The organism is Pseudomonas sp. GD03862 (genome assembly GCF_029840855.1).
GTDB classification, from domain to species: domain Bacteria; phylum Pseudomonadota; class Gammaproteobacteria; order Pseudomonadales; family Pseudomonadaceae; genus Aquipseudomonas; species Aquipseudomonas alloputida.
This window is the reverse complement of the sequence record NZ_JAOCDI010000008.1, coordinates 105,330-127,520: the sequence shown is the minus strand read 5'-3', so window position 1 is coordinate 127,520 and position 22,191 is coordinate 105,330. Positions and strand designations below refer to the sequence as shown.

The following is a 22,191-nucleotide window of genomic DNA, read 5'->3' as shown; positions in this document are numbered from 1 at the left end:
TAAACAAGGAAGTATACGGCGCCCTGCCAGTACGCGGCAAAGCGTCGCGTAGATGCCGTCAAGCTGTCGGACTGATAGAATCGCCGCCGGTTCACACGAGGTTAATCCATGCACGACACCCACAACGAGCGCATGAGTGGCGGCGAAACCCGCGCCGCTGGCGGCCTTGCCCTGGTCTTTGCCTTTCGTATGCTGGGCATGTTCATGGTCTTGCCGGTACTGGCCACCTACGGCATGGACCTGGCTGGCGCCACGCCTGCCCTGATCGGCCTGGCCATTGGTGCCTATGGCCTGACCCAGGCGGTATTGCAGATCCCGTTCGGGATGATTTCCGACCGCATCGGTCGCCGGCCGGTGATTTATCTGGGGCTGGTGATCTTCGCCCTGGGCAGTGTACTGGCGGCCCAGGCCGACTCTATCTGGGGCGTGATTGCCGGGCGCATCCTGCAGGGCGCGGGGGCAATTTCTGCTGCGGTCATGGCACTGCTGTCGGACCTCACCCGCGAACAACACCGGACCAAGGCCATGGCCATGATCGGCATGAGCATCGGCCTGTCGTTTGCTGTCGCCATGGTCGTCGGTCCGTTGCTGACAAGTGCCTTTGGTTTGTCAGGTTTGTTCCTGGTCACGGCTGGGCTTGCCCTGGTCGGCATGCTGTTGATCGCGTTTGTCGTGCCCAGCACCCACAGCATTTTGCAGCACCGCGAGTCGGGTGTGGCGCGCCAGGCCATCGGCCCGACCCTGCGCCATCCGGACCTTCTGCGCCTGGACGTCAGCATTTTCATCCTGCACGCCGTCCTCATGGCCAGCTTCGTTGCGCTGCCGCTGGCGTTCGTCGAGCGTGGCGGCCTGCCCAAGGAGCAGCATTGGTGGGTGTACCTGACCGCGCTGTTCATCTCATTTTTTGCAATGGTCCCGTTCATCATCTACGGCGAAAAAAAGCGCAAGATGAAACGTGTGTTGGCCGGCGCGGTCAGTGTCCTGCTGCTGACGGAGATATACTTCTGGGAGTGGGCTGACGGTTTGCGCGGACTGGTGATTGGCACCGTGGTATTCTTTACCGCATTCAACCTGCTGGAGGCTTCGCTGCCTTCTCTGGTGAGCAAGGTGTCGCCTGCCGGTGGCAAGGGGACGGCAATGGGGGTGTATTCCACCAGCCAGTTCCTCGGTGCAGCGTTAGGCGGGATTCTTGGCGGCTGGCTGTTCCAGCACGGCGGGCTGAACACGGTGTTCCTCGGTAGCGCGGTGCTGTGTGCTATCTGGCTGATCGTCGCCTTGCGCATGAACGAGCCGCCATATGTGACCAGCCTGCGCATGCCCTTGACGCCTGAGGCGGTCCGGGAAGCCGGCCTGACCGAGCGCCTGATGGCCGTGCCGGGTGTGACCGACGCTGTGGTGGTGGAAGAAGAAGCCGCCATCTATATCAAACTGGATACGAAAATTTTGGACCGTGCGACCCTCGAGCGACTGGTGAATCCAGCCTCTTCGGCGTGCGAAGCCTAGGAGAACGTTATGGCCCGTGGGGTTAACAAAGTCATTCTGGTCGGTACCTGTGGCCAGGATCCCGAAGTCCGCTACCTGCCCAACGGTAACGCCGTGACCAACCTGAGCCTGGCCACCAGCGAGCAGTGGACTGACAAGCAGTCGGGCCAGAAGGTCGAGCGTACCGAGTGGCACCGTGTGTCGCTGTTCGGCAAGGTTGCCGAAATCGCTGGCGAATACCTGCGCAAGGGTTCGCAGTGCTACATCGAAGGCAAGCTGCAGACCCGCGAGTGGGAAAAAGACGGCATCAAGCGCTACACCACCGAGATCATCGTCGACATCAACGGCACCATGCAGCTGCTCGGCGGTCGTCCGCAGGGCCAGCAGCAGGGCGGCGACCCGTACAACCAGGGTGGCGGCAATTATGGTGGCGGCCAGCAGCAACAGTACAACCAGGCACCGCCACGCCAGCAGGCCCAGCGCCCGCAACAGGCCCCTCAGCGCCCAGCGCCGCAACAGCCTGCGCCGCAGCCGGCGGCTGACTTCGACAGCTTCGATGACGATATTCCGTTCTGATCAGAGCGGTAGGGCGTTCAGCAAGACCAGAAACCCAGGGCAGTTGCCCTGGGTTTTTTTATGGGCAGCACTGCGTATCTGGCATCGCTTTCAGTAGAACAACCGGGGCTCCGGCGAATCCAGCAGGCTTGCCAGCTTGGTCAGGGCAAAGCCCAGTTCTTGGCGGCTGGGTGCCATCAGGGCGATGCGCACACCGCTGGTGGCGTGGCTGCGTTCAGGCAGGAACTGGCTGCCGCTGACCACCGTTACGCCGTTGTCACGAGCCAGGTTGGCAAACTCGTCGCTGGTCCACGGTTCTGGCAGCTCCAGCCAGATATGGAAGCTGTGGGGCTGACTGCGGATCTTGTATTGGCCAAGAATCTCCCGGGCCATGTGCTGGCGCGCGGCCGCCTCCTGCTGCTGCATACGCACCAACTGGTCGGCCTTGCCGCTGTTGATCAGGTTACTGGCCAATTGCGCCATCAGAGGCGATGCCATCCACACGCTGCTGCGTACCATCGATGATAACCGCGACAGGGTTTGCGGCGGGGCGTACAGGTAGCCGATGCGCAGCGCCGGCAGCACGCTTTTGGACAGGCTGGTGAGGTATACCGAGCGTTCAGGCGCATACGCTGCAAGCGGCTTGTAGTCCGGGCTGGGCTCGAGAAAACCGTAGATATCGTCATCCACGATGAACAGGTCGAACTCACGAGCGATCTCGGCGATAGCCTGGCGCCTTGCAGGGGGCATGATCGAATTGGTCGGGTTCTGGTGCGTGGTGACGCACACCAGCAGGGAAGGGCGGTGTTCCAGGCAGGCCGCGCGCAATGCCTCCGGGATGAGCCCGTTTTCGTCCATGGCGACGCCGCGCAGGCGCCGGCCCAGGCTGTGGGCCAGGGATATGATGCCCGGGTAGCAGAGCGACTCGCACAGCACCACATCGTCATTCTTCGACAGGCTGCTGATGGCCACCAGCAGCCCATGTTGGGCGCCAGCGGTCAGTACTACCTGCTGCCAGCGAGCATCAGGCAGCCAGCGCTGTATCCAGGTCGCACCGGCTTGTTTGTGGGAGGTGTGACCACCCTCTGTCACATAGTCGAGTACCTGCCCCAAGTCCGATGAGGCGGCCAGTTCGCTGATAGCCGTGCCTAGCCACTCGCTCATGTGAGCGTCGTTGGGCTTGATGATCGAGAGGTCGATCTGGCTACTCTCGCCGGCAACGGGTGTGGGCACCGACGGGGCGGGTAATGGCTGCCGCAGTTGCCTGACAAATGTGCCTCGGCCTACCTCGCCAGCCACCAGACCACGCTTGGCTGCTTCGTCGTAGGCCCTGCCAACAGTGCCGGGGGTTACATTCAGCGCCTCGGCCAGGTCCTTGAGCGTGGGTAAGCGATCGCCTTCTGCAAGCCGACCACTTTCGATGTCCTGTTCAAGGGCATCAGCGATCATCAGGTAAACCGGCTGTGTTTGATGGCTGTATTGGGGGACCCACATGGAGATGGCACCAGGCTTTGCAAGAGCGCGAAAGCCTAGCATGAAAGCTCGGATGCAGGTAATGATGGTAATTGGCTAAATTGAGTTGAATTTATTTTAGATTGAATCGATTCAATTTTTGAAATTACAATCATCGCACCGATCAGGCCGGCCACACTCGGGCTGTGCCTGGCATAACGCTCCACTGGATGGACATCGCTATGGAAATGTTGGGTTCTTACTGGGCGGAGCACTGGTTGCTGGCAGTCCTCATACTTGGCGCGATCGCCTTCGTTGCGGGCTTCGTCGACAGCATTGCCGGTGGTGGTGGTTTGTTTCTGGTGCCGGGTTTTCTGCTGGTTGGCATGCCGCCCCAAGTGGCACTGGGCCAGGAAAAACTGGTCAGTACCCTCGGCACGCTGGCGGCTATCCGCAACTTCCTGGCCAACAGCAAGATGGTCTGGCAGGTAGCGTTGGTCGGGGTGCCGTTTTCGCTATTAGGCGCCTACCTGGGGGCTCACCTGATCGTATCGATCTCGCAGGAAACGGTGGGCAAGATCATCCTGGCACTGATCCCCCTCGGCATTCTCATTTTCCTTACCCCCAAGGATCGTCCGGTCGAGGAGCGCAAACTGTCTTCGCGAATGCTGTACACCGTAGTGCCGTTGACTTGCCTGGCCATTGGCTTCTACGACGGCTTCTTCGGCCCCGGTACCGGCAGCATGTTCATCATCGCTTTCCATTACCTGCTGCGCATGGACCTGGTCTCCAGTTCGGCCAACTCCAAAACCTTCAACTTCGCTTCCAACATCGGTGCTTTGGTGGCGTTCGTCAGCGCAGGCAAGGTCGTCTACCTGCTGGCATTGCCACTTGTGGCCTGCAACATCCTCGGTAACCACCTGGGCAGTTCCCTGGCCTTGCGTAAAGGCAACGACGTGGTGCGCAAGGCGTTGGTGTTCTCGATGCTCTGCCTGTTCACCAGCCTGGGCGTGAAGTACCTCACCTGACCCATTTATAGGAGACAACGAATGAAAACCGCATTTGTAACCGGTGCTTCCTCAGGCTTTGGCCGCGCCATCTGCTGCACCCTGATCGGCAAAGGCTACCGTGTGATCGGTGGAGCCAGGCGCATGGACAAACTGAAAGCACTGGAGGCCGAACTGGGCGTAAATTTCATTCCGCTGGCGCTGGATGTCACTGATTCAGTGTCGCTCGAGAAGGCGGTCGAGCAGATGCGTGAGGCGTCGCTGCAGATCGATCTGCTGGTCAACAACGCGGGACTGGCGCTGGGCGTGGACCGTGCCCAAACCAGCAGTGCCGCAAACTGGCAGCAGATGATCGACACCAACATCACCGGCCTGGCCATGGTCACCCACAAGATCCTGCCGCAGATGGTGGAAGCCGATAGCGGCATGATCATCAACATCGGCTCGATCGCCGGCACTTACCCCTACCCGGGCGGTAACGTGTATGGCGCCAGCAAGGCGTTCGTCCGCCAGTTCAGCCTCAACCTGCGTGCCGACCTGGCTGGCACCCGGGTGCGGGTGAGCAACATCGAGCCGGGGCTGTGCTCAGGCACTGACTTCTCGGTGGTGCGCCTCAATGGCGACATGGACGCCGTGCAGGCCTTGTATCGGGATGTAGAGGCCCTTCTGCCGGAGGACATCGCAGCGACGGTAGCCTGGGTTGCCGAGCAGCCGGCGCACGTGAATATCAATACCATCGAGATCATGCCTGTGGCGCAGAGCAGTGCGGCGCTGAATGTGGTGCGCAACCTGCCACGTGCCTGATCGGGGCCGCACTACTGACCCAGGTCATCGCACCTTCTGGATTCTTGACTAGTCTTATCCTTTGGCGGCCATCAATTGGCCGCCACCGTGACTACCAAGAGGCGCCGGCAATGTTCCGCGCGTCCACCACCTGATCAGGAGTGCACGATGGACCTGAACCGTCGGCAGTTCTTCAAGGTCGCCGCCGTCGGCCTTGGAGGCTCGAGCCTTGCGGCGTTGGGCATGGCCCCGACGCCGGCATTCGCCGAGCAGGTGCGTCACTTCAAGCTGGCGCATACCAAAGAAACCCGTAACACCTGCCCCTACTGTTCGGTCGGCTGCGGCCTGATCCTGTACAGCCAGGGTGATGCGGGTAAGAACGTCAAACAGAACATCATCCATATCGAAGGGGACGCCGACCACCCGGTCAACCGCGGCACACTTTGCCCGAAAGGCGCCGGCTTGCTGGACTTTATCCACAGCCCGAGCCGCCTGCAGTACCCCGAGGTTCGCAAGCCGGGCAGCAAAGAGTGGGTGCGGGTCAGCTGGGACGAGGCGCTGGACCGCGTCGCCGACCTGATGAAGCAGGACCGCGATGCCAACTTCATCGAGAAGAACGCCCAAGGCCAAACGGTCAACCGCTGGCTCACCACCGGTTTTCTTGCCGCCTCCGCCGCTTCCAGCGAGGCTGGCTACCTGACCCACAAGGTCATCCGCGCAACAGGCATGCTGGGGTTCGATAACCAGGCACGTGTCTGACATGGCCCGACGGTGGCAAGTCTTGCCCCGACGTACGGCCGTGGCGCCATGACCAACCACTGGTCCGATATCGCCAACGCGAATCTGGTCCTGGTGATGGGTGGCAACGCAGCAGAAGCGCATCCATGCGGCTTCAAGTGGGTGACCGAGGCCAAAGCGCACAACAAGGCGCGGCTGATTGTGGTCGACCCGCGGTTTACCCGTACCGCTTCGGTGGCGGATTACTACGCACCGATCCGTACCGGCACCGACATCGCCTTCATGGGCGGGCTGATCAACTACCTGCTCAGCAACGACAAGATCCAGCACGAGTACGTGCGCAACTACACTGACGTGTCGTTCATCGTCAAAGAGAACTATGGCTTCGAGGATGGGCTGTTCAGCGGCTACGACGAGGCCAAGCGTGTGTACACCGACAAGTCCGGCTGGGGTTACGAGCTGGGTGAGGACGGCTACGCCAAGGTCGACCCGACACTGCAACACCCTCGCTGCGTGTTCCAGCTGATGAAGCAGCATTACAGCCGCTATACCCCGGAACTGGCGAGCATGACCTGTGGCATGCCGCAGGACGCCATGATGAAGGTCTGGGAAGAGATCGCCTCCTGCTCGGTTCCGGGCAAGACCATGACGATCCTTTATGCGCTAGGTTGGACGCAGCATTCGATCGGTGCGCAGATTATCCGCAGTGCGGCCATGGTCCAGTTGCTGCTCGGCAACGTCGGCATGCCCGGAGGCGGGGTCAACGCCCTGCGCGGGCACTCCAACATCCAGGGCCTGACCGACCTCGGCCTGCTGTCCAACTCGCTGCCGGGCTACCTGACCCTGGCCGGTGACGCCGAGCAGGACTACGCCGCCTACATCGACAAGCGCGCTTCCAAGCCGCTGCGGCCTGGGCAGTTGTCGTACTGGCAGAACTACGGCAAGTTCCACGTCAGCCTGATGAAGGCCTGGTACGGCGCCAACGCCACGGCGGAAAACAACTGGGGTTATGACTGGCTGCCCAAACTCGATGTACCGGCCTACGACGTGCTGCGCATGTTCGAGATGATGGGCCAGGGCAAAGTCAATGGTTATATGTGCCAGGGCTTCAACCCGATCGCCGCGCTGCCGGACAAAAACCGCGTCACTGCGGCACTGGGCAAGCTCAAGTGGCTGGTGGTCATGGATCCCTTGGCCACCGAGACCTCGGAATTCTGGCGCAACGCCGGGCCGTTCAACGATGTCGACACGGCCTCTATCCAGACCGAAGTGATCCGCTTGCCCACTACCTGCTTCGCCGAGGAAGACGGCTCGCTGGTCAACAGCAGCCGCTGGCTGCAATGGCACTGGAAGGGCGCAGACGGCCCGGGCGAGACACGTACCGACGTGCAGATCATGAGCGAGCTGTTCCTGCGCCTGCGCCAACGTTACCAGGCCGAAGGGGGGACCTATCCTGACGCGATAATGAATATCAGCTGGCCGTACAAGATCCCTGAAGAGCCCTCCCCGGAGGAGCTGGCCAAGGAGATGAACGGCTGGGCGGTGGCCGATGTCACCGACCCGACTGGCGCGGTGATCAAGGCGGGCCAGCAACTGGCGGGCTTCGGCCAGCTCAAGGACGATGGCAGCACCGCGTCTGGCTGCTGGATCTTTGCCGGTAGCTGGACCGAACAAGGCAACCAGATGGCTCGCCGCGACAACAGCGATCCGTATGGCATGCACCAGGTGCAGAACTGGGCCTGGGCCTGGCCGGCCAACCGCCGCATCCTTTACAACCGTGCCTCCAGCGACCCGCAAGGCAAGCCGTGGGACCCGGAGAAAAAGCGCCTGGTATGGTGGAACGGCAAGGCCTGGACCGGCACCGACGTGCCGGACTTCAAGGTCGACTCGCCGCCCGAGGCGGGGATGAACCCCTTCATCATGAACCCCGAAGGCGTGGCGCGTTTCTTCGCCATCGACAAGATGGCCGAAGGCCCGTTCCCCGAGCACTATGAGCCCTTCGAAACACCGATCGGCATCAACCCGCTGCACCCGCAGAACAAGAAGGCCACCAGCAACCCGGCCGGGCGCATCTTCGATTCTGTGTGGGACACCCTCGGCACGCATGACGAGTTCCCTTATGCGGCGACCACCTACCGGCTGACCGAGCACTTCCACTTCTGGAGCAAGCATTGCCGGCTCAACGCCATTGCCCAGCCCGAGCAGTTCGTCGAGATCGGCGAGGTGCTGGCCAACGAGAAAGGCATCAAGGCCGGCGACCGGGTACGGGTGTCGAGCAAGCGTGGGCATATCGATGCGGTGGCGGTGGTGACCAAGCGGATTCGCCCGCTGCAGGTCAACAATCAGACCGTGCACCAGATCGGCATTCCGCTGCACTGGGGCTTCACCGGCGCTACCCGGCATGGCTACCTGACCAATACCTTGGTGCCGTTCCTCGGTGACGGCAATACGCAGACGCCAGAGTCCAAGTCGTTCCTCGTGAAAGTGGAGAAACTCTGATGGCCAGCCAAGACATCATCGCCCGCTCGGCCACCACTACCGTGCCGCCCTCGGTGCGTCAGCAGGAGCAGGTCGCCAAGCTGATCGACACTACCAAGTGCATCGGCTGCAAGGCCTGCCAGGTGGCGTGCTCGGAGTGGAATGAACTGCGTGACGAGGTTGGCCACAACCACGGCACCTACGACAACCCCCAGGACCTCACTGCCGAGACCTGGACACTGATGCGCTTTACCGAGCACGAGCGCGACGACGGCAACCTGGAGTGGCTGATCCGCAAGGACGGCTGCATGCACTGTGCCGACCCAGGTTGCCTGAAGGCCTGCCCGAGCCCGGGCGCGATCATCAAGCACGCCAACGGTATCGTCGACTTCAACCAGGACCACTGCATCGGCTGCGGCTACTGCATCACCGGCTGCCCGTTCAACATCCCGCGCATCTCGCAGAAAGACCACAAGGCGTACAAGTGCACCCTGTGTTCCGATCGCGTGAGCGTGGGGCTGGAGCCGGCGTGCGTGAAAACCTGCCCGACCGGGGCGATCGTGTTCGGCAGCAAGGACGAGATGAAAGTGCATGCGGCCGAGCGCATCGTCGATCTGAAGTCGCGGGGCTACGACAAGGCCGGGCTGTACGACCCGGACGGCGTCGGTGGTACCCACGTGATGTACGTGCTGCACCATGCCGACACGCCGAAGCTGTATGCCGGCCTGCCGGACCAGCCAGTGATCAGCCCGTTGGTAGGGTTGTGGAAGGGCTTCACCAAGCCGCTGGCGCTGTTGGCCATGGGCGCGGCGGTGCTGGCGGGGTTCTTCCACTATGTGCGGATCGGCCCACAGCGTGTCGAGGAGGATGAACACCCGAGACCGCCGGACGAAAGCGTGCATCAAGTGGACCCGTCGGTCCATGTCTATGATCCGAAGCAGCCCGGTGGGCAAGGGGAGCAGCGGCCATGAACGACAACAAACCCATCCTGCGCTACAACGCCAACGAGCGTAGCAACCACTGGGTGGTGGCGATCCTGTTCATCCTGGCTGGGCTGTCGGGGCTTGCGCTGTTCCATCCGGCGCTATTCTGGCTCAGCAACCTGTTCGGCGGCGGGCCGTGGACGCGCATTCTGCATCCCTTCATCGGTGTGGCGATGTTCGTGTTTTTCCTCGGCCTGGTATTACGCTTCTGGCGGGCCAACTTCATCACCGCCAATGACCGCCTGTGGCTGCGCCGGGTGGACCGGGTCATGCGCAACGAGGAGGAGGGCGTACCGCCGATCGGCAAGTACAATGCCGGGCAGAAGCTGCTGTTCTGGACCCTGCTGGTGTGCATGCTGGTATTGCTGGTCAGTGGCGTGGTGATCTGGCGCGCATACTTCAGCCATTGGTTTGGCATCGATGCCATTCGCTTGTCTGCGCTGCTGCATGCGCTGGCGGCCTTCGTGCTGATTCTCAGCATCATCGTGCACATCTACGCCGGCATCTGGATCAAGGGCTCGATCGGCGCCATGCTGCATGGCTGGGTCAGCCGCGCCTGGGCCCGCAAGCATCATGAGTTGTGGTACCGCGAAGTGACCGGCGACAAGACGCCGGGTGATCACGGACGAAAAGAAGGATAAGCGCTTGAGCACCCTACTCGAACCCGGGCAGATCGAAGCGTCGGCAGTCACGCCGCCATTTCTGCACCTGCCCGCCGCCAACCTGTTTGAACTGCGCGCCGCCCGCCTGGAGCAACTGGCTGAGGGCAACGCGCTTGGCGACTACCTGAGGTTGATTGCGCGTTTATGCCGCATCCAGCAGCAGCTTGTGGATAACCCGCCCAGCGGCTTGCCCGTGGCCGAGGAGCGTCAGCGCCTGTGCATGGACCATGGTTTGCCGCCGCTGGCGGCTGACAGCCTGGTGCGTGAAGGCCCATGGCTGGTCTGGTTGCAGGCACTGCTAGAGCACCTCAGCGGCGAACGCAGTGGCCCGCTGGGTGAGGCGCTGCAGGTGCTACGAGGCAGTGATGACAATCAGCGCAAGGGCTGGGGCATTGCTTTGCTGGCAGGCCAGTACGATGGTGTGCCTGCAGCACTGGTGCCGTTCCTCGGGGCCGCGTTGCAGGCGGCGTGGTCCAGCTGGCTGCTGGCGCTGCCCGCACACCAGCTCGAGCCTGCCGGCAGCCTGGCCCAATGCCCGGCTTGTGGTTCGCCGGCGATGGCCGGGGTGGTGCGCAACCGTGGAAAGCACAACGGTTTACGTTACCTGGCCTGTTCGTTGTGTGCATGTGAATGGCATGTGGTGCGGGTCAAGTGCGTGTACTGCGAGTCGAGCAAGGACTTGCGTTACACCAGCCTTGAGGATGATCGCCATGCGCCAGGCAAAGCGCCGCTGCGCGCCGAATGCTGCCCAGGGTGCGACAGCTACCTGAAGCAGAACTACCTGGAGAACGATGCGGCGGCCGAGCCGCTGGCCGATGACCTGGCCAGCCTGGCCCTGGATATACGCCTGGACGGGGAGGGGTTCCATCGCCTGGCGCCCAACCTGATGCTCGCCCCGGGAAGTGGCTGAGGGTCTACACTGAAACACCGACTTGCCTTCGTACCTACAGGTAATTGCGCCAACCTTCCGGATCACGCTGTACTTGTAGGAGCGGGTTCACCCGCGAATGGGCCAGCACAGACAACGGATCAGTCCAAGGTAGTACCGCATGTCCAACAGCCTTGCCAGCGACACCCCACGCCTGCCGTCCATCGATACCCTCCTTCGCCACCCGGCTTGCCTCCCTCTGATCGATCGCCACGGCCGTGACGCCGTGCTGAATACCCTGCGCCAGTTGCTCGATGACCTGCGCGAGCCCGCCCGTAATGGCGAACTCGGCAGCGCCGAACTGGCTCCGGAAATCCTCCTTGGCCGCAGCGGCGAACGCCTCGCCCTCCAGCAACGCAGCCAGGTTCGCCGCGTGTTCAATCTCACCGGCACCGTGCTGCACACCAACCTGGGCCGCGCCTTGCTACCGGAAGAAGCCATCGAGGCCATGCAGACCGCCGCTCGTTACCCGCTCAACCTGGAATTCGACCTGGCCACCGGCAAACGTGGCGACCGTGATGACCTGATCGAAGGCCTGATCCGCGAGCTGACCGGTGCCGAAGCCGTCACCGTGGTCAACAACAATGCCGCCGCCGTGCTGCTAGCGCTCAACAGCCTGGGCGCGCGCAAGGAAGGCATCATCTCTCGCGGCGAGCTGATCGAGATCGGTGGTGCGTTCCGTATTCCCGACATCATGGCCCGTGCCGGCGTCAAGCTGCACGAGGTTGGCACTACCAACCGTACTCACGCCCGCGACTACGAGGCCGCCATCGGCCCGCGCACTGGCCTGCTGATGCGGGTGCATTGCAGCAATTACAGCATCCAGGGCTTCACCACCCAGGTGCCTACTGCCAAGCTGGCACGTATCGCCCACCAACATCAACTGCCACTGCTTGAAGACCTGGGCAGCGGCAGCCTGCTCGACCTTACCCGCTGGGGCCTGCCCGCCGAACCCACGGTACGCCAGGCTCTGGCCGATGGTGCCGATATCGTCACCTTCAGTGGCGACAAGCTGCTGGGTGGTCCGCAAGCCGGGATCATCGTCGGCCGCAAGGACTTGATCACCAGGATCAAGAAAAATCCGCTCAAGCGTGCGTTGCGCGTCGACAAGATCACCCTTGCTGCACTCGAAGCGGTGCTGGCGCTGTACCGCAACCCCGATCGCCTGGCCGAGCGCCTGCCCAGCCTGCGCCTGCTGACCCGCAGCCAGGCCGAGATTCAGGCCCAGGCCGAGCGCCTGGCGCCTGAACTCAAGGCGCGTCTCGGTGAGCAATGGGCAATCAGCGTAGAGCCCGCGTTGGGCATGATCGGCAGTGGCAGCCAGCCGGTTGCGCGCCTGCCCAGTGCCGCGCTGTGCCTGCGCCCGCAAGTGTCGAAGAAGTTGCGCGGGCGCAGCCTGCATGTGCTGGAGCGCGCCCTGCGCGACCTGCCGGTGCCGGTGCTGGGCCGCATTGACGACGATGCCCTGTGGCTGGACCTGCGCCAGCTGGATGACGAAGCCCAGTGGCTGGCCCAGTTGCCAGCCCTGCAGCTGGGGCCGGTGCAGTGATCGTTGGTACCGCTGGCCACATCGACCACGGCAAGACCGCACTGCTGCTGGCGCTGACCGGCCAGGCCGGCGACCAGCGGCAAGAAGAGCGCGCCCGCGGCATGACCATCGACCTTGGTTACCGCTATGCGGCGCTGAGCGAAGGCGCGCCGCTGACCGGCTTCATCGATGTGCCGGGCCACGAGCGCTTTATCCACAACATGCTGGCCGGCGCCCATGGCATCGACCTGGTGCTGTTGGTAGTGGCGGCCGACGACGGGGTCATGCCGCAGACCCGTGAGCACCTGGCGATCATCGAGCTGCTGGGCATTCCCCAGGCCTTGGTGGCGATCAGCAAATGCGACCGGGTAGAGCCGTCGCGTCTGGCCGAGGTGCAGATGCAAGTCAGTGAACTGCTGGCGCCTGGGCCGTATGCCGGTGCGCGGCAGTTTCCGCTGTCGAGCATCAGCGGGGAGGGCGTGGAAGCGTTGCGCCAGGCCCTGCTGGAGGCCGAAGCAGGTACACGGCAACGCAGTGTGCACGGTGGTTTTCGCCTGGCCGTCGACCGTGCCTTTGCGGTTACCGGCGCCGGTGTGGTGGTCACCGGCACGGCACTGGCCGGACGGGTCAGTGCGGGTGATACGTTGTTGCTGGGCAAGGCCGGCAAGGTGGTGCGCGTGCGTGGTCTGCATGCGCAGAACCAGGCCGCGTTGGTGGCAGAAGCAGGCCAACGGGTGGCGCTGAACATCGCTGCCGAGCGCCTGGCCGTGGAGCAGGTGCACCGGGGCGACTGGCTGGTGCCCGAATGGTTGCATGCGCCCAGTGTTCGGGTGGATATCGAGCTGTACCTGTTACCGGACGAGAAGCGTACTTTCGAACATTTCAGCGCCGTGCATGTGCACCTCGGCACCCAGGATGTAACGGCCCGGGTCGCCTTGCTCGAAGGCGAAAGCCTGGCTGCCGGCCAACGCATGTTTGCCCAGTTGCTGCTCAACGCGCCGTTGCAGGCCGTGCACGGCGACCGCCTGGTGCTGCGCGATCAGCGCGCCCAGCGCACGCTGGGCGGCGGCAAGGTGCTCGACCCGTTCGCACCAAGCCGCCAACGCCGTAGCGATGCCCGTCTGCAGCAGTTGCAGGTGCTGCGCGACGCAGCGGATCTGGAGCAGGCACTGCCAGCGCTGCTCGCCAGTGCACCGGGCGGTATTAGCCCGCAGCGGCTCGAGCGGCAGTTCAACCGCCTGCGGGAAACCTGGCAGTTACCGGACGATGTGCGGGTGGTGGCCACCCGGCAGGGCCAACTGCTGTTCGCCAACGCTCAATGGCAGGCGCTCAAGCAGCAGGTCCTGGAGCAGCTGGCGCGCTTTCACGAGCAAGAGCCCGACCAGCTTGGCCCTGACCGTGATCGCTTGCGGCGCTTTGTAGCCTTGCCTCTGGAACGGCCGGCATTCGTCAGTTTGCTGGATGAACTGCTCGACGACAGCGCCATCGCCAGCAGCGGGCCATGGCTGCATCTGCCCGATCACAAGGTACAGTTGAGCGAAGCCGACAGTGCATTGTGGGCACGTCTGCAGCCGAAGTTGATCGCAGGGCAATTTGACCCACCCTGGGTCAGGACGCTGGCGAGTGAGGAGAACCGTGCCGAAGCCGATGTGCGCCTGTTACTGCGCAAGTTGGCCCGGCTGGGCCTGGTGCATCAGGTGGTGCGCGACTTGTTCTACCCCGAGGCGACGCTACAGCGCATGGCAGCGTTGATGCTGGGGCAGGCCAGTGAAACGACGATAGTGCAGGTTGCCGCGTTTCGCGATATGTTGGGCATCGGTCGCAAGCGCAGTGTGCAGATTCTGGAATACTTCGACCGCATCGGCCTGACCCGGAGGGTGGCCGACCAGCGTCACATCCGCGCCGACAGCGCCCTGGCTCAACAACACGCCAGGCACTGAGTTCAAGGAAGGCAATCGCGCCCGGTGGCGCGGCCGGGCTTCAAACCCGGTTGGGGACGGCAGCCGTTCCCGGGCAGGTTCGACTCCCGCTGCCTTCCGCCATTTTTTCAACCTTTTAGGGCCTCTTCGCAGGTGAACCCGCTCCTACACAGGAAACGCTATCGTCGTAGGAGCGGGTTTACCCGCGAAGAGGCCCTCAAGGGCGCTGATCAAGCCCGCTCGCCACACAAATCCAGGACAAACCAGCGGTCTGCTGCGTCAGCATCCGACCCTGCGCCCAGTAGCGCCATCATCTTGCCCAGTGCCGCTTCACGGGTCATGCCACCGCCACTGACCAGCCCGGCCCCGCGCAAGCGGTTGCCCGCCGCATAGGTGTCGAACACCACCGAGCCTTCCGGGCACTGGCTGATAGCCGCCAACATCACGCCGCGCTGGCGCGCTGCGCTCAGCACATTCAGCAGCGCCTGGTCATCCGACGGCCCGGTACCGCTGCCGTAGCACTCCAGCAGCAAGCCCTGCACACCACTGTCGAGCAAGGCCTGCAAATGCCCGGCCTGAAGCCCCGGGAACACCGGCACAACCGCCAGGTTGACCGGTTTGCGCGGTTGCTTGTAGCCCAGCTCGGCAGGGATCGTATCGGCCCGCTCAGCGTCACGATGGCGCGGCAGCGCAGCAAAGGCATCGAACGCTTCGCTACGCAGCTTCGACGCCCGACAGCCATGCAGCAGCTGACCGTGGAAGTACAGTTGCACGCCATCTTCCAGGCCGTGCTCGAACTGGCGCAATGCGCCGCACAGGTTGTCCCAGGCATCGCTGTCGGGGGCACCTGCCGGCAGCATCGAGCCGGTCAGCACTACCGGTGCTGGCAGGCCCAGCAACAGGAACGACAACGCTGCAGCGCTGTAGGCCATGCTGTCGGTACCGTGCAGCACCAGCACGCCATCGTGGCCCGCTACATCCACCGCCGCGACGATGGCATCGCGCATCGCCAGCCAGTTGTGCTGTTGCATATTGGCGCTGTCGAGCAGCGGGTTCAGCTCGTGCAGTGTCCATTGCACCTGGGGTGCATTGGCCATCTGGGCAAAGTGTTCACGCATCCGCGCGTCAAAACCACCGGCCGGTGCCAGGCCTTCGGGGGTTTCGAGCATGCCGATGGTGCCACCGGTATAGAGAACGAGAAGATTCTTTACTGCGCGCATGGAAAGCATCCGTAGCGGTGAGCGGACAAAGAAAAGCCGCCCGCGGAAGGGGCGGCTGGGCAGGGGAGGATATCAGCGCTGCGTCTGAACTTGGCCGACTGCTTTGTCAGTGGCTGTTTCCACCTGAGGATTGGCAGGCCAGGCATTGCGGTCCAGGTCCAGGTCGGCAAACTTGGACGAGTCGAACACAGGCTGCTTTACACCGGCCTTGCGCTGCTCGTCGTAGTCGCGCATGACTCGCAGGCCGACCTTGAACAACATGGCCAGGGCCACCAGGTTGACGAAGGCCAGGCAGGTCATGGTGATGTCGGCGAAGGCGAACACGGTCGACAGGTCTTGCATCGAACCCCACACGACCAGTGCCAGTACCAGGCCACGGAACACCATCAACACTACGCGGTTACGGCTGAGGAACTGCAGGCTGTTCTCGCCGAGGTAGTAGTTGTAGAGGATGCAGGTAAAGACAAACAGCGACAGCGCCACGCTGACGAACACGCGACCCCAGTCACCGACTACGGCGGCCAGCGAGTTCTGGGTCAGGACAATGCCGTCGCCCTCGAAGCCCGGGGTGTAGAAGCCCGAAAGCAGGATCAGCAGTGCGGTGCAGGTGCAGATCAAGAAGGTGTCGAGGAACACGCTGAAAGCCTGGACCACGCCCTGCGCGCCCGGGTGTTTCACGGCAGCCACGGCAGCGACGTTCGGTGCACTGCCCAGACCTGCTTCGTTGGCGAACACGCCACGTTTCACGCCCATGACGATGGCGCTGCCGAGCAGGCCGGCAAACGCCGGGTCGAGACCGAAGGCGCTCTTGAAGATGGTTTCCAGCATGGCTGGCACGTGTTCGATCTGGGTGCCGATCACGTACAGGGTCACGCCGATGTAGGCCAGAGTCTTGACGGGTACCAGCAGGTCCGACACCGCCGCGATGCGCTTGATGCCGCCGATGAAGGTGATGGCCAGCAGCACGGCCAGGACAATACCGGTGTGGCTTGGGTCGAAGGCAAAGGCATTCTGCAGCGAGTGGGTGACGGTGTACGACTGCAGGCCGATGAAGGCGAAGCCGTAGGTGACCAGCAGCAAGATCGAGAACACGATGGCCATGCTCTTGCGCTTCAGCCCGTGCTGGATGTAGTAGGCCGGGCCGCCACGGTACAGGCCGTCGCCATCAGCGCGCTTGTACACCTGGGCCAGGGTGCATTCGAAGAAGCTGCTGGACATGCCCACCAGTGCGGTGACCCACATCCAGAACACGGCACCTGGGCCGCCCAGGGTCACTGCGATACCGACACCGGCGATGTTGCCGGCGCCCACGCGGCCGGCCAGGCTCAGCATCAGGGCCTGGAAGGAGCTCAGCTGGCCTGCCTGGCCACGCAGCGATTCCTTGAACACGCTGAACATATGGGTGAAGTGGCGGAACTGGACGAACCGGGAGCGGATGGTGAAGTAGCTACCCAGCCCTACGATCAGCACGATGAGGAGTTTCCCCGAAAGGAAATCGTTGATTACTTCGAGCATTGGAAAATGACCTCGATTCTTATTCTTCGTGTGGAAAGACCAGCGGACGGCAGGCGCACCGCTATTCGTTGGGGCGCATGGTTGGCTATGACAAGAGTGGTTACAATTTCGCGGATTGCTCTGAATTGATGCGACTTGATGCTACAATGGCGCCATTAGCGTCACCTGGACTCCGCGTATGAGCGATCACTTCGCTACAAACCTCAAACTTGCCTGCAGCCATTACCGCTCTATTTCCGAAGTTTGCCGCCAGCTGTCGATCAATCGCGCGCAGTTCAACAAGTACCTGAGCGGGCAAAGCCGTCCGACGGCTTTCAACCTGAAGCGTATCGGCGACTTCTTCGGTGTCGAGGATTACGAACTGAACCTGCCCGCCGAGCAGTTCGCCCGTCTGATCGGTGCGCGGGTATCGCCCCAGCCCCAGCAGCCCAGTGACCCGATCAGCGAGTTGTTCCGCCCGTTGCACGAACATGGCGGCAACCTTTCGCGCTATTGCGGTTACTACTTCGAGTACTCCAACTGCATGTCGGTGCCGGGCACGATCCTAGTGTCGCTGGTGCACCTGTGGGAAGAACGCGGCCGTTTTCTGTTCGAGCGCCAGGAACGGCAGGAGCGCTCCAGCGCCACCGATCAGCATGCCGAGGTACGCTGCCGCTACCTGGGGGCGGCGTTCCAGCTGCAGGACCGGATGTTCCTCATCGACTACGAGTCGCTGACGTTCAACGAAATGAGCCAGACCATCCTCATCCCCAGCTTCAAAAGCCGCATTACCCGGCTGAATGGCCTGAAGGCCGGCGTATCCAGCGGCGACCGGCGCAACCCGGCCTGTACCCGGGTGGTGTGGGAATACCTGGGCGAGGAGATCAATCGCATCAATGCGTACCGGCAGGTGAAACTGTACCGGCCGGATGATCCGCGCATAGATGACGATGTGCGTGAGCGATTGAGCGTGGCGCCATTGCGCAATGGTCTGTTCGAGATCGAGTAATGCTAAACGCCTTAAGCATTGTCGAGGATGAACGTTGCGACCGTGTCGGCAACCTGGTCCGCTATTGCCGGAGTACTGCGCAAATGTGCCGCGATGCCATGGTCGCAGTCGGTAAGAAACAGGCATTGCAAACGCGACGCTGGAACTGCTCGCATCAAGGCGAGGTTAACTTCTTCAGGAATCGGGCTATAGCGTTCAGTGCCGGCAAGCCACAGGTTGCCAGCGCTGGTGCCGGGGCCTTTGCCGAATCTCTGGGAGTTGAGCCCGTCGTACTCGCCGATCACCATCAATACTCTTCCAAGAAACTGGTTGAGGAAGGTATAGCTATCGCTCTCCAGAAAACCGAAAGGCTTGTTGATGGCCGCAGTGAATGCCGGGCCGAACGGCGCTTGGTGGGCATGGTCTGGATAAACTGCGGGGCAGATCAGTACGATGCTGTCCACTTGTGGCAACTGTGCTGCAAGCTTAAGCGTAATTGCCCCGCCAAGGCTGTGGCCTATGAGCGTTCGGCATCGAGGCGCGATATGCGCGTGGAAACGCTGTGCTTCATCAAGGTTCGTAGCCAGTGACGGCGCCATTGCGCCTGGCTCGCTGGCGAGGCTGTGACCTGACAGATTGCCAGTGAGTGAACCAATGCCCGCGGCTTGCAGGCGATAAAGCAGGGGGTTGAGCCGGGTAAAGTCGGAACGCGCGCCCCCCAAGACGAATGCGGGAGCTGCGCGCTCGATATCAGGTACCAGCAATCGCGCCTGTTGCTGGTAGTTTCCAAAGACTTCATTGATGAACAGTTCTTTGCCCGGGGCGGGCTCGTCAAACTGCCACTTCTCGCGCTGTGGGGAAGCCTTTTGAATGTGCATGGTGCTCTCTAGAAGAACTGGTTGAGCCATTCGCCGAGCGGGTTGCCGGTATCGAGCAGCAGTTTGAGTGCCATGATGCAGCAGACGCTGACCAGCAGCGGTTTTATGAGGCGAGAGCCGAAGCGAACTGCGCAGCGAGCCCCCAATTGTGCGCCCAGGAAGGCGGCGAGCGCCATTGCCAGCGCCAGCGGCCAGATGATCGCCCCGCTGAGAGAAAAGACGGATAGTGCGCCCAGGTTACAGGCCGCGTTCAAAAGCTTGCTGGTGCATACGGCTTGAATGAGGTGCTGGCCCAAGAGGACCACGCAGGCCAGCATGAAGAACGAGCCGACTCCGGGGCCGAAGATGCCGTCATAAAAGCCAATGATTGGTGCAGCCGTCACGCAGAATAGGCTGGTCGATACCTTTGCCTTGCGCGCTTGTTCATTCGGCTTTGGACTGAAGGCAAAGTAGGCGGCGATCAGGATCAGCAGTGGTGGGACGCACGCCTGCAAAACGCTTTTGGGGACATAAGTTATCGACAAGGCCCCCAGCGCCCCACCGATAAACGCCATGACAGCCATGGGACTGCCTCGTCTCCAGTCGATCATGCCTTTGCGGGCGAAGGCGCACGTAGCCGAAACCGTAGCCGAAGCTGCCTGGAACTTGTTAGTGGCAATAGCTGCCAAGGGTTCTACACCGGCAATAAACAACACTGGGAGCGTGATAAGGCCACCGCCGCCGGCGATAGCATCAAAAAAGCCGGCCATCAGTGCAACCAGTGCGAGTAGCAGAACAAACGTCAAGTCGATTTCGATCATGGAGTATTTTCCTGTGCTCAACCACCTACCAGCAGCGGGTCTTCAGCGAGCACCTTTCTCGAGTTGATCGGCGAATATACGAGCCTGAAGTGCTACTCCTTTAGCCTCCGGTCCACCCAAATCAGCAAGGGTTTGGCTTGCAAAGGTTATGGCCTGGCTTTGCTCTGGGTAGAAATCCAGGTAGGCAGCTTCCGAATGAGGCATTGAACGTTCCTTGTCGTTTTTGTGTGAAACTCCCTGGCTGGCAAGTGGGGAGTCGACTATTCAATGCAGTTATGCCGTGACGTGGTAGTCAGCCCATTCCTCGTATGTCGTAGGAAATTTCTGTCTGTGGCGGTATTGAGCGGTGAAACTGTGGAATCCCGCCCTGTGGCATCGAATGGGTCCGGTGTTGGACTTCCCGGGCAGGAAACCGCAAAATGACTCTTTTTTCTCATCAACCTCTCCGGATCTGCTGACTCTATGCGTATGCGCCTAATGCTGTTGGGTGGTGGCAATGCCCTCGGGCAAGCGCTGATTCGTCTTGGGGCCGAGGAGGACATCGCTTTCCTGGCACCGCGCCCGCCCGAGAACGGCTGGGCGCCCTCAAGCCTCACTCAGTTGCTCGATGACCATCGCCCCGACGCGCTGGTCAACCTGGCCTACTACTTCGACTGGTTCCAGGCCGAGTCGGTCAGCGAGCAGCGCCTGGCCCAACAGGAGCGGGCGGTGGAGCGGTTGGCAGAGCTGTGCCAGCACCATCAGATCACCTTGGTGCAGCCATCCAGCTACCGTGTGTTCGATGGTTCGCGGGCCACGGCCTATAGCGAAAAGGACGAGCCAGTGCCGCTGGGCATGCGTGGCCAGGCTCTATGGCGCATCGAGCAGAGCGTGCGTGCGGCCTGCCCGCAGCATGTGTTGCTGCGCTTTGGCTGGTTGCTGGACGAGAGCATCGATGGCGCATTGGGCCGCTTCCTGACCCGTGCCGAGCAACCACAGGAGCTGCTGCTGGCCGATGATCGACGTGGCAACCCGACGCCGGTCGATGATGCTGCCCGAGTGATCCTGTCGGTACTCAAGCAACTTGATTGCAATGCGCCGCTGTGGGGCACCTACCACTACGCCGGCAATGAGGCGACCACGCCGCTGGCGCTGGGCCAGGCGATCCTCGCCGAGGCCGGCCAATACCGCCAGCTGGCCGTTCAGGCCCCCACGCCGCAGGCCCATGCCGCGCGCCCGGATGCCAGCGAAGAGCCACAGCACGCGGTACTGGCCTGCAAGAAAATCCTTCATACCTTCGGTATCAAGCCGCGTGCCTGGCGCGCTGGCTTGCCACCTCTACTGGACCGGTTCTACCGCCATGGCTGACGCCCCCATCCTGATCACCGGCGGTGCCGGCTTCATTGGCTCCCACCTGTGCGATGCGTTGTTGGACAAAGGCTACGCCGTACGCATTCTCGACGACTTCTCCACCGGCCGGCGAAGCAATCTGCAGGTCGATCACCCACGGCTGGAACTGATCGAAGGTGATGTTGCCGATGCAGGGCTGGTCACTCAAGCGGCGGCTGGCTGCCGTGCTGTGGTGCATCTGGCGGCGGTAGCGTCGGTTCAGGCCTCGGTCGAAGACCCGGTGCGTACCCACCAGAGTAACTTCATCGGTACCCTCAACGTTTGCGAAGCCATGCGCGTGCATGGCGTGCGCCGGGTGCTCTTCGCCTCCAGCGCAGCGGTGTACGGCAACAATGGTGAAGGGGAGTCGATTTCCGAAGACACGCCCAAGGCGCCGTTGACCCCTTATGCCGTGGACAAGCTGGCCAGTGAGCAGTACCTGGACTTCTACCGTCGCCAGCATGGTCTGGAGCCGGTGGTGTTTCGCTTCTTCAACATCTTCGGGCCACGGCAGGACCCTTCCTCACCGTATTCCGGGGTGATCAGCATCTTCTGCGAGCGTGCTGTGCAGGGCTTGCCGATTACAGTGTTCGGTGACGGCGAACAGACCCGGGACTTCCTTTATGTGGGCGACCTGGTGCAGGTGATGGTGCAGGCACTGGAGCAGCCGCAGGTCGAGGAGGGGGCGGTGAACATCGGGCTGAACCAGGCGACCTCACTGAACCAGTTGCTGGCCGCGCTGGAGAAGGTTGTGGGGAGCTTGCCAGCGATCAGCTATGCGGCGGCGCGATCGGGTGATATCCGCCATTCGCGAGCGGATAACCAGCGGTTGTTGGCGCGGTTCAAATTTGCGCAGGTAACGCCGATGGTTGAAGGCCTGACAAAGCTTCTAGGTAAAGGCTGAGCCCCGCGGGGCTGCTCAGCAGCC

At 62.3% G+C, this 22,191-nt stretch carries 19 protein-coding genes and 1 tRNA gene; 14 read left to right on the top strand and 6 right to left on the bottom strand.

Features of this window, described 5'->3' with window-relative positions:
- Positions 1-108: 108 nt before the first annotated feature.
- Entirely contained in the window at positions 109-1,503 is a 1,395-nt protein-coding gene (locus N5D53_RS08055) for an MFS transporter (protein WP_104960690.1), read from the top strand.
- 9 nt (positions 1,504-1,512) lie between these two features.
- Positions 1,513-2,058, top strand: coding sequence for a single-stranded DNA-binding protein (locus N5D53_RS08050; protein ID WP_003255446.1), 546 nt, complete (start codon positions 1,513-1,515; stop codon positions 2,056-2,058).
- Between the two features lie 90 nt (positions 2,059-2,148).
- On the opposite strand, the gene N5D53_RS08045 is transcribed toward N5D53_RS08050, so the two are convergent.
- Complete coding sequence (locus N5D53_RS08045; protein WP_190869744.1) at positions 2,149-3,531, bottom strand: PLP-dependent aminotransferase family protein; 1,383 nt, start codon at positions 3,529-3,531, stop codon at positions 2,149-2,151.
- 200 nt (positions 3,532-3,731) lie between these two features.
- Between N5D53_RS08045 and N5D53_RS08040 the strand changes: the two genes are divergently transcribed.
- From N5D53_RS08040 to N5D53_RS08000, 9 genes are all read left to right on the top strand, one after another.
- Entirely contained in the window at positions 3,732-4,517 is a 786-nt protein-coding gene (locus tag N5D53_RS08040; RefSeq protein WP_104960692.1) for a TSUP family transporter, read from the top strand.
- A 21-nt stretch (positions 4,518-4,538) separates the two neighbouring features.
- Complete coding sequence (locus tag N5D53_RS08035; protein ID WP_020192248.1) at positions 4,539-5,300, top strand: SDR family NAD(P)-dependent oxidoreductase; 762 nt, start codon at positions 4,539-4,541, stop codon at positions 5,298-5,300.
- 147 nt (positions 5,301-5,447) lie between these two features.
- Positions 5,448-8,516: a formate dehydrogenase-N subunit alpha gene (gene fdnG / locus N5D53_RS08030; protein ID WP_279840187.1), complete on the top strand. Its 3,069-nt coding sequence runs from the start codon at positions 5,448-5,450 to the stop codon at positions 8,514-8,516.
- Positions 8,516-9,466, top strand: coding sequence for a formate dehydrogenase subunit beta (gene fdxH / locus N5D53_RS08025; protein ID WP_279840186.1), 951 nt, complete (start codon positions 8,516-8,518; stop codon positions 9,464-9,466). The genes fdnG and fdxH overlap by 1 nt, the downstream gene beginning before the upstream one ends.
- Positions 9,463-10,119, top strand: coding sequence for a formate dehydrogenase subunit gamma (locus N5D53_RS08020; protein ID WP_011953329.1), 657 nt, complete (start codon positions 9,463-9,465; stop codon positions 10,117-10,119). Before fdxH ends, N5D53_RS08020 begins: the two co-directional genes overlap by 4 nt.
- Before the next feature lie 4 nt (positions 10,120-10,123).
- On the top strand, positions 10,124-11,050 hold the full coding sequence (fdhE, locus tag N5D53_RS08015; RefSeq protein WP_064492903.1) for a formate dehydrogenase accessory protein FdhE: 927 nt from the start codon (positions 10,124-10,126) through the stop codon (positions 11,048-11,050).
- Between the two features lie 139 nt (positions 11,051-11,189).
- Entirely contained in the window at positions 11,190-12,617 is a 1,428-nt protein-coding gene (gene selA, locus N5D53_RS08010) for an L-seryl-tRNA(Sec) selenium transferase (RefSeq protein ID WP_104960695.1), read from the top strand.
- Positions 12,614-14,536 carry a selenocysteine-specific translation elongation factor gene (gene selB / locus N5D53_RS08005; protein WP_104962848.1) on the top strand — a complete coding sequence of 641 codons (1,923 nt, stop codon included), beginning with the start codon at positions 12,614-12,616 and terminating at the stop codon, positions 14,534-14,536. Before selA ends, selB begins: the two co-directional genes overlap by 4 nt.
- Positions 14,537-14,542: 6 nt before the next feature.
- Positions 14,543-14,638 (top strand) — tRNA-Sec (locus N5D53_RS08000).
- 107 nt (positions 14,639-14,745) lie between these two features.
- Here N5D53_RS08000 and N5D53_RS07995 read toward each other — a convergent pair.
- Positions 14,746-15,744 (bottom strand): asparaginase, encoded by a 999-nt coding sequence (locus N5D53_RS07995; RefSeq protein WP_279840185.1) that lies wholly within the window; start codon positions 15,742-15,744, stop codon positions 14,746-14,748.
- 63 nt (positions 15,745-15,807) lie between these two features.
- On the bottom strand, positions 15,808-17,250 hold the full coding sequence (locus tag N5D53_RS07990; protein WP_104960697.1) for an alanine/glycine:cation symporter family protein: 1,443 nt from the start codon (positions 17,248-17,250) through the stop codon (positions 15,808-15,810).
- Between the two features lie 178 nt (positions 17,251-17,428).
- Here N5D53_RS07990 and N5D53_RS07985 point away from each other — a divergent pair, with 178 nt between their 5' ends.
- Positions 17,429-18,238 (top strand): helix-turn-helix transcriptional regulator, encoded by an 810-nt coding sequence (locus N5D53_RS07985; RefSeq protein ID WP_020191391.1) that lies wholly within the window; start codon positions 17,429-17,431, stop codon positions 18,236-18,238.
- A gap of 11 nt (positions 18,239-18,249) precedes the next feature.
- On the opposite strand, the gene N5D53_RS07980 is transcribed toward N5D53_RS07985, so the two are convergent.
- From N5D53_RS07980 to N5D53_RS07970, 3 genes are read right to left on the bottom strand one after another with little or no spacing between them, the layout of a single operon-like run.
- Positions 18,250-19,095 carry an alpha/beta fold hydrolase gene (locus N5D53_RS07980; protein WP_104960698.1) on the bottom strand — a complete coding sequence of 282 codons (846 nt, stop codon included), beginning with the start codon at positions 19,093-19,095 and terminating at the stop codon, positions 18,250-18,252.
- An 8-nt stretch (positions 19,096-19,103) separates the two neighbouring features.
- Positions 19,104-19,895 carry a TSUP family transporter gene (locus N5D53_RS07975; protein WP_014755162.1) on the bottom strand — a complete coding sequence of 264 codons (792 nt, stop codon included), beginning with the start codon at positions 19,893-19,895 and terminating at the stop codon, positions 19,104-19,106.
- 42 nt (positions 19,896-19,937) lie between these two features.
- Entirely contained in the window at positions 19,938-20,099 is a 162-nt protein-coding gene (locus tag N5D53_RS07970; protein WP_155741836.1) for a hypothetical protein, read from the bottom strand.
- Between the two features lie 258 nt (positions 20,100-20,357).
- Between N5D53_RS07970 and N5D53_RS07965 the strand changes: the two genes are divergently transcribed.
- The gene (locus N5D53_RS07965; protein ID WP_019439170.1) at positions 20,358-21,242 is read left to right on the top strand and encodes a sugar nucleotide-binding protein; all 885 of its coding nucleotides are present in this window, start codon (positions 20,358-20,360) and stop codon (positions 21,240-21,242) included.
- A complete protein-coding gene (locus N5D53_RS07960) occupies positions 21,235-22,167 on the top strand; it encodes an NAD-dependent epimerase/dehydratase family protein (protein WP_003255418.1) in 933 nt (310 codons plus the stop codon). The genes N5D53_RS07965 and N5D53_RS07960 overlap by 8 nt, the downstream gene beginning before the upstream one ends.
- Positions 22,168-22,191: the final 24 nt, after the last annotated feature.

Bases quoted from the DNA above. Each gene is read 5' to 3' on its own strand.
- N5D53_RS08055 (WP_104960690.1), top strand. From the start codon at position 109: ATGCACGACACCCACAACGAGCGCATGAGTGGCGGCGAAACCCGCGCC.
- N5D53_RS08050 (WP_003255446.1), top strand. From the start codon at position 1,513: ATGGCCCGTGGGGTTAACAAAGTCATTCTGGTCGGTACCTGTGGCCAG.
- N5D53_RS08045 (WP_190869744.1), bottom strand. From the start codon at position 3,531: ATGTGGGTCCCCCAATACAGCCATCAAACACAGCCGGTTTACCTGATG.
- N5D53_RS08040 (WP_104960692.1), top strand. From the start codon at position 3,732: ATGGAAATGTTGGGTTCTTACTGGGCGGAGCACTGGTTGCTGGCAGTC.
- N5D53_RS08035 (WP_020192248.1), top strand. From the start codon at position 4,539: ATGAAAACCGCATTTGTAACCGGTGCTTCCTCAGGCTTTGGCCGCGCC.
- fdxH (WP_279840186.1), top strand. From the start codon at position 8,516: ATGGCCAGCCAAGACATCATCGCCCGCTCGGCCACCACTACCGTGCCG.
- N5D53_RS08020 (WP_011953329.1), top strand. From the start codon at position 9,463: ATGAACGACAACAAACCCATCCTGCGCTACAACGCCAACGAGCGTAGC.
- selA (WP_104960695.1), top strand. From the start codon at position 11,190: ATGTCCAACAGCCTTGCCAGCGACACCCCACGCCTGCCGTCCATCGAT.
- N5D53_RS07995 (WP_279840185.1), bottom strand. From the start codon at position 15,744: ATGCTTTCCATGCGCGCAGTAAAGAATCTTCTCGTTCTCTATACCGGT.
- N5D53_RS07990 (WP_104960697.1), bottom strand. From the start codon at position 17,250: ATGCTCGAAGTAATCAACGATTTCCTTTCGGGGAAACTCCTCATCGTG.
- N5D53_RS07985 (WP_020191391.1), top strand. From the start codon at position 17,429: ATGAGCGATCACTTCGCTACAAACCTCAAACTTGCCTGCAGCCATTAC.
- N5D53_RS07980 (WP_104960698.1), bottom strand. From the start codon at position 19,095: ATGCACATTCAAAAGGCTTCCCCACAGCGCGAGAAGTGGCAGTTTGAC.
- N5D53_RS07975 (WP_014755162.1), bottom strand. From the start codon at position 19,895: ATGATCGAAATCGACTTGACGTTTGTTCTGCTACTCGCACTGGTTGCA.
- N5D53_RS07970 (WP_155741836.1), bottom strand. From the start codon at position 20,099: ATGCCTCATTCGGAAGCTGCCTACCTGGATTTCTACCCAGAGCAAAGC.
- N5D53_RS07965 (WP_019439170.1), top strand. From the start codon at position 20,358: ATGCGTATGCGCCTAATGCTGTTGGGTGGTGGCAATGCCCTCGGGCAA.
- N5D53_RS07960 (WP_003255418.1), top strand. From the start codon at position 21,235: ATGGCTGACGCCCCCATCCTGATCACCGGCGGTGCCGGCTTCATTGGC.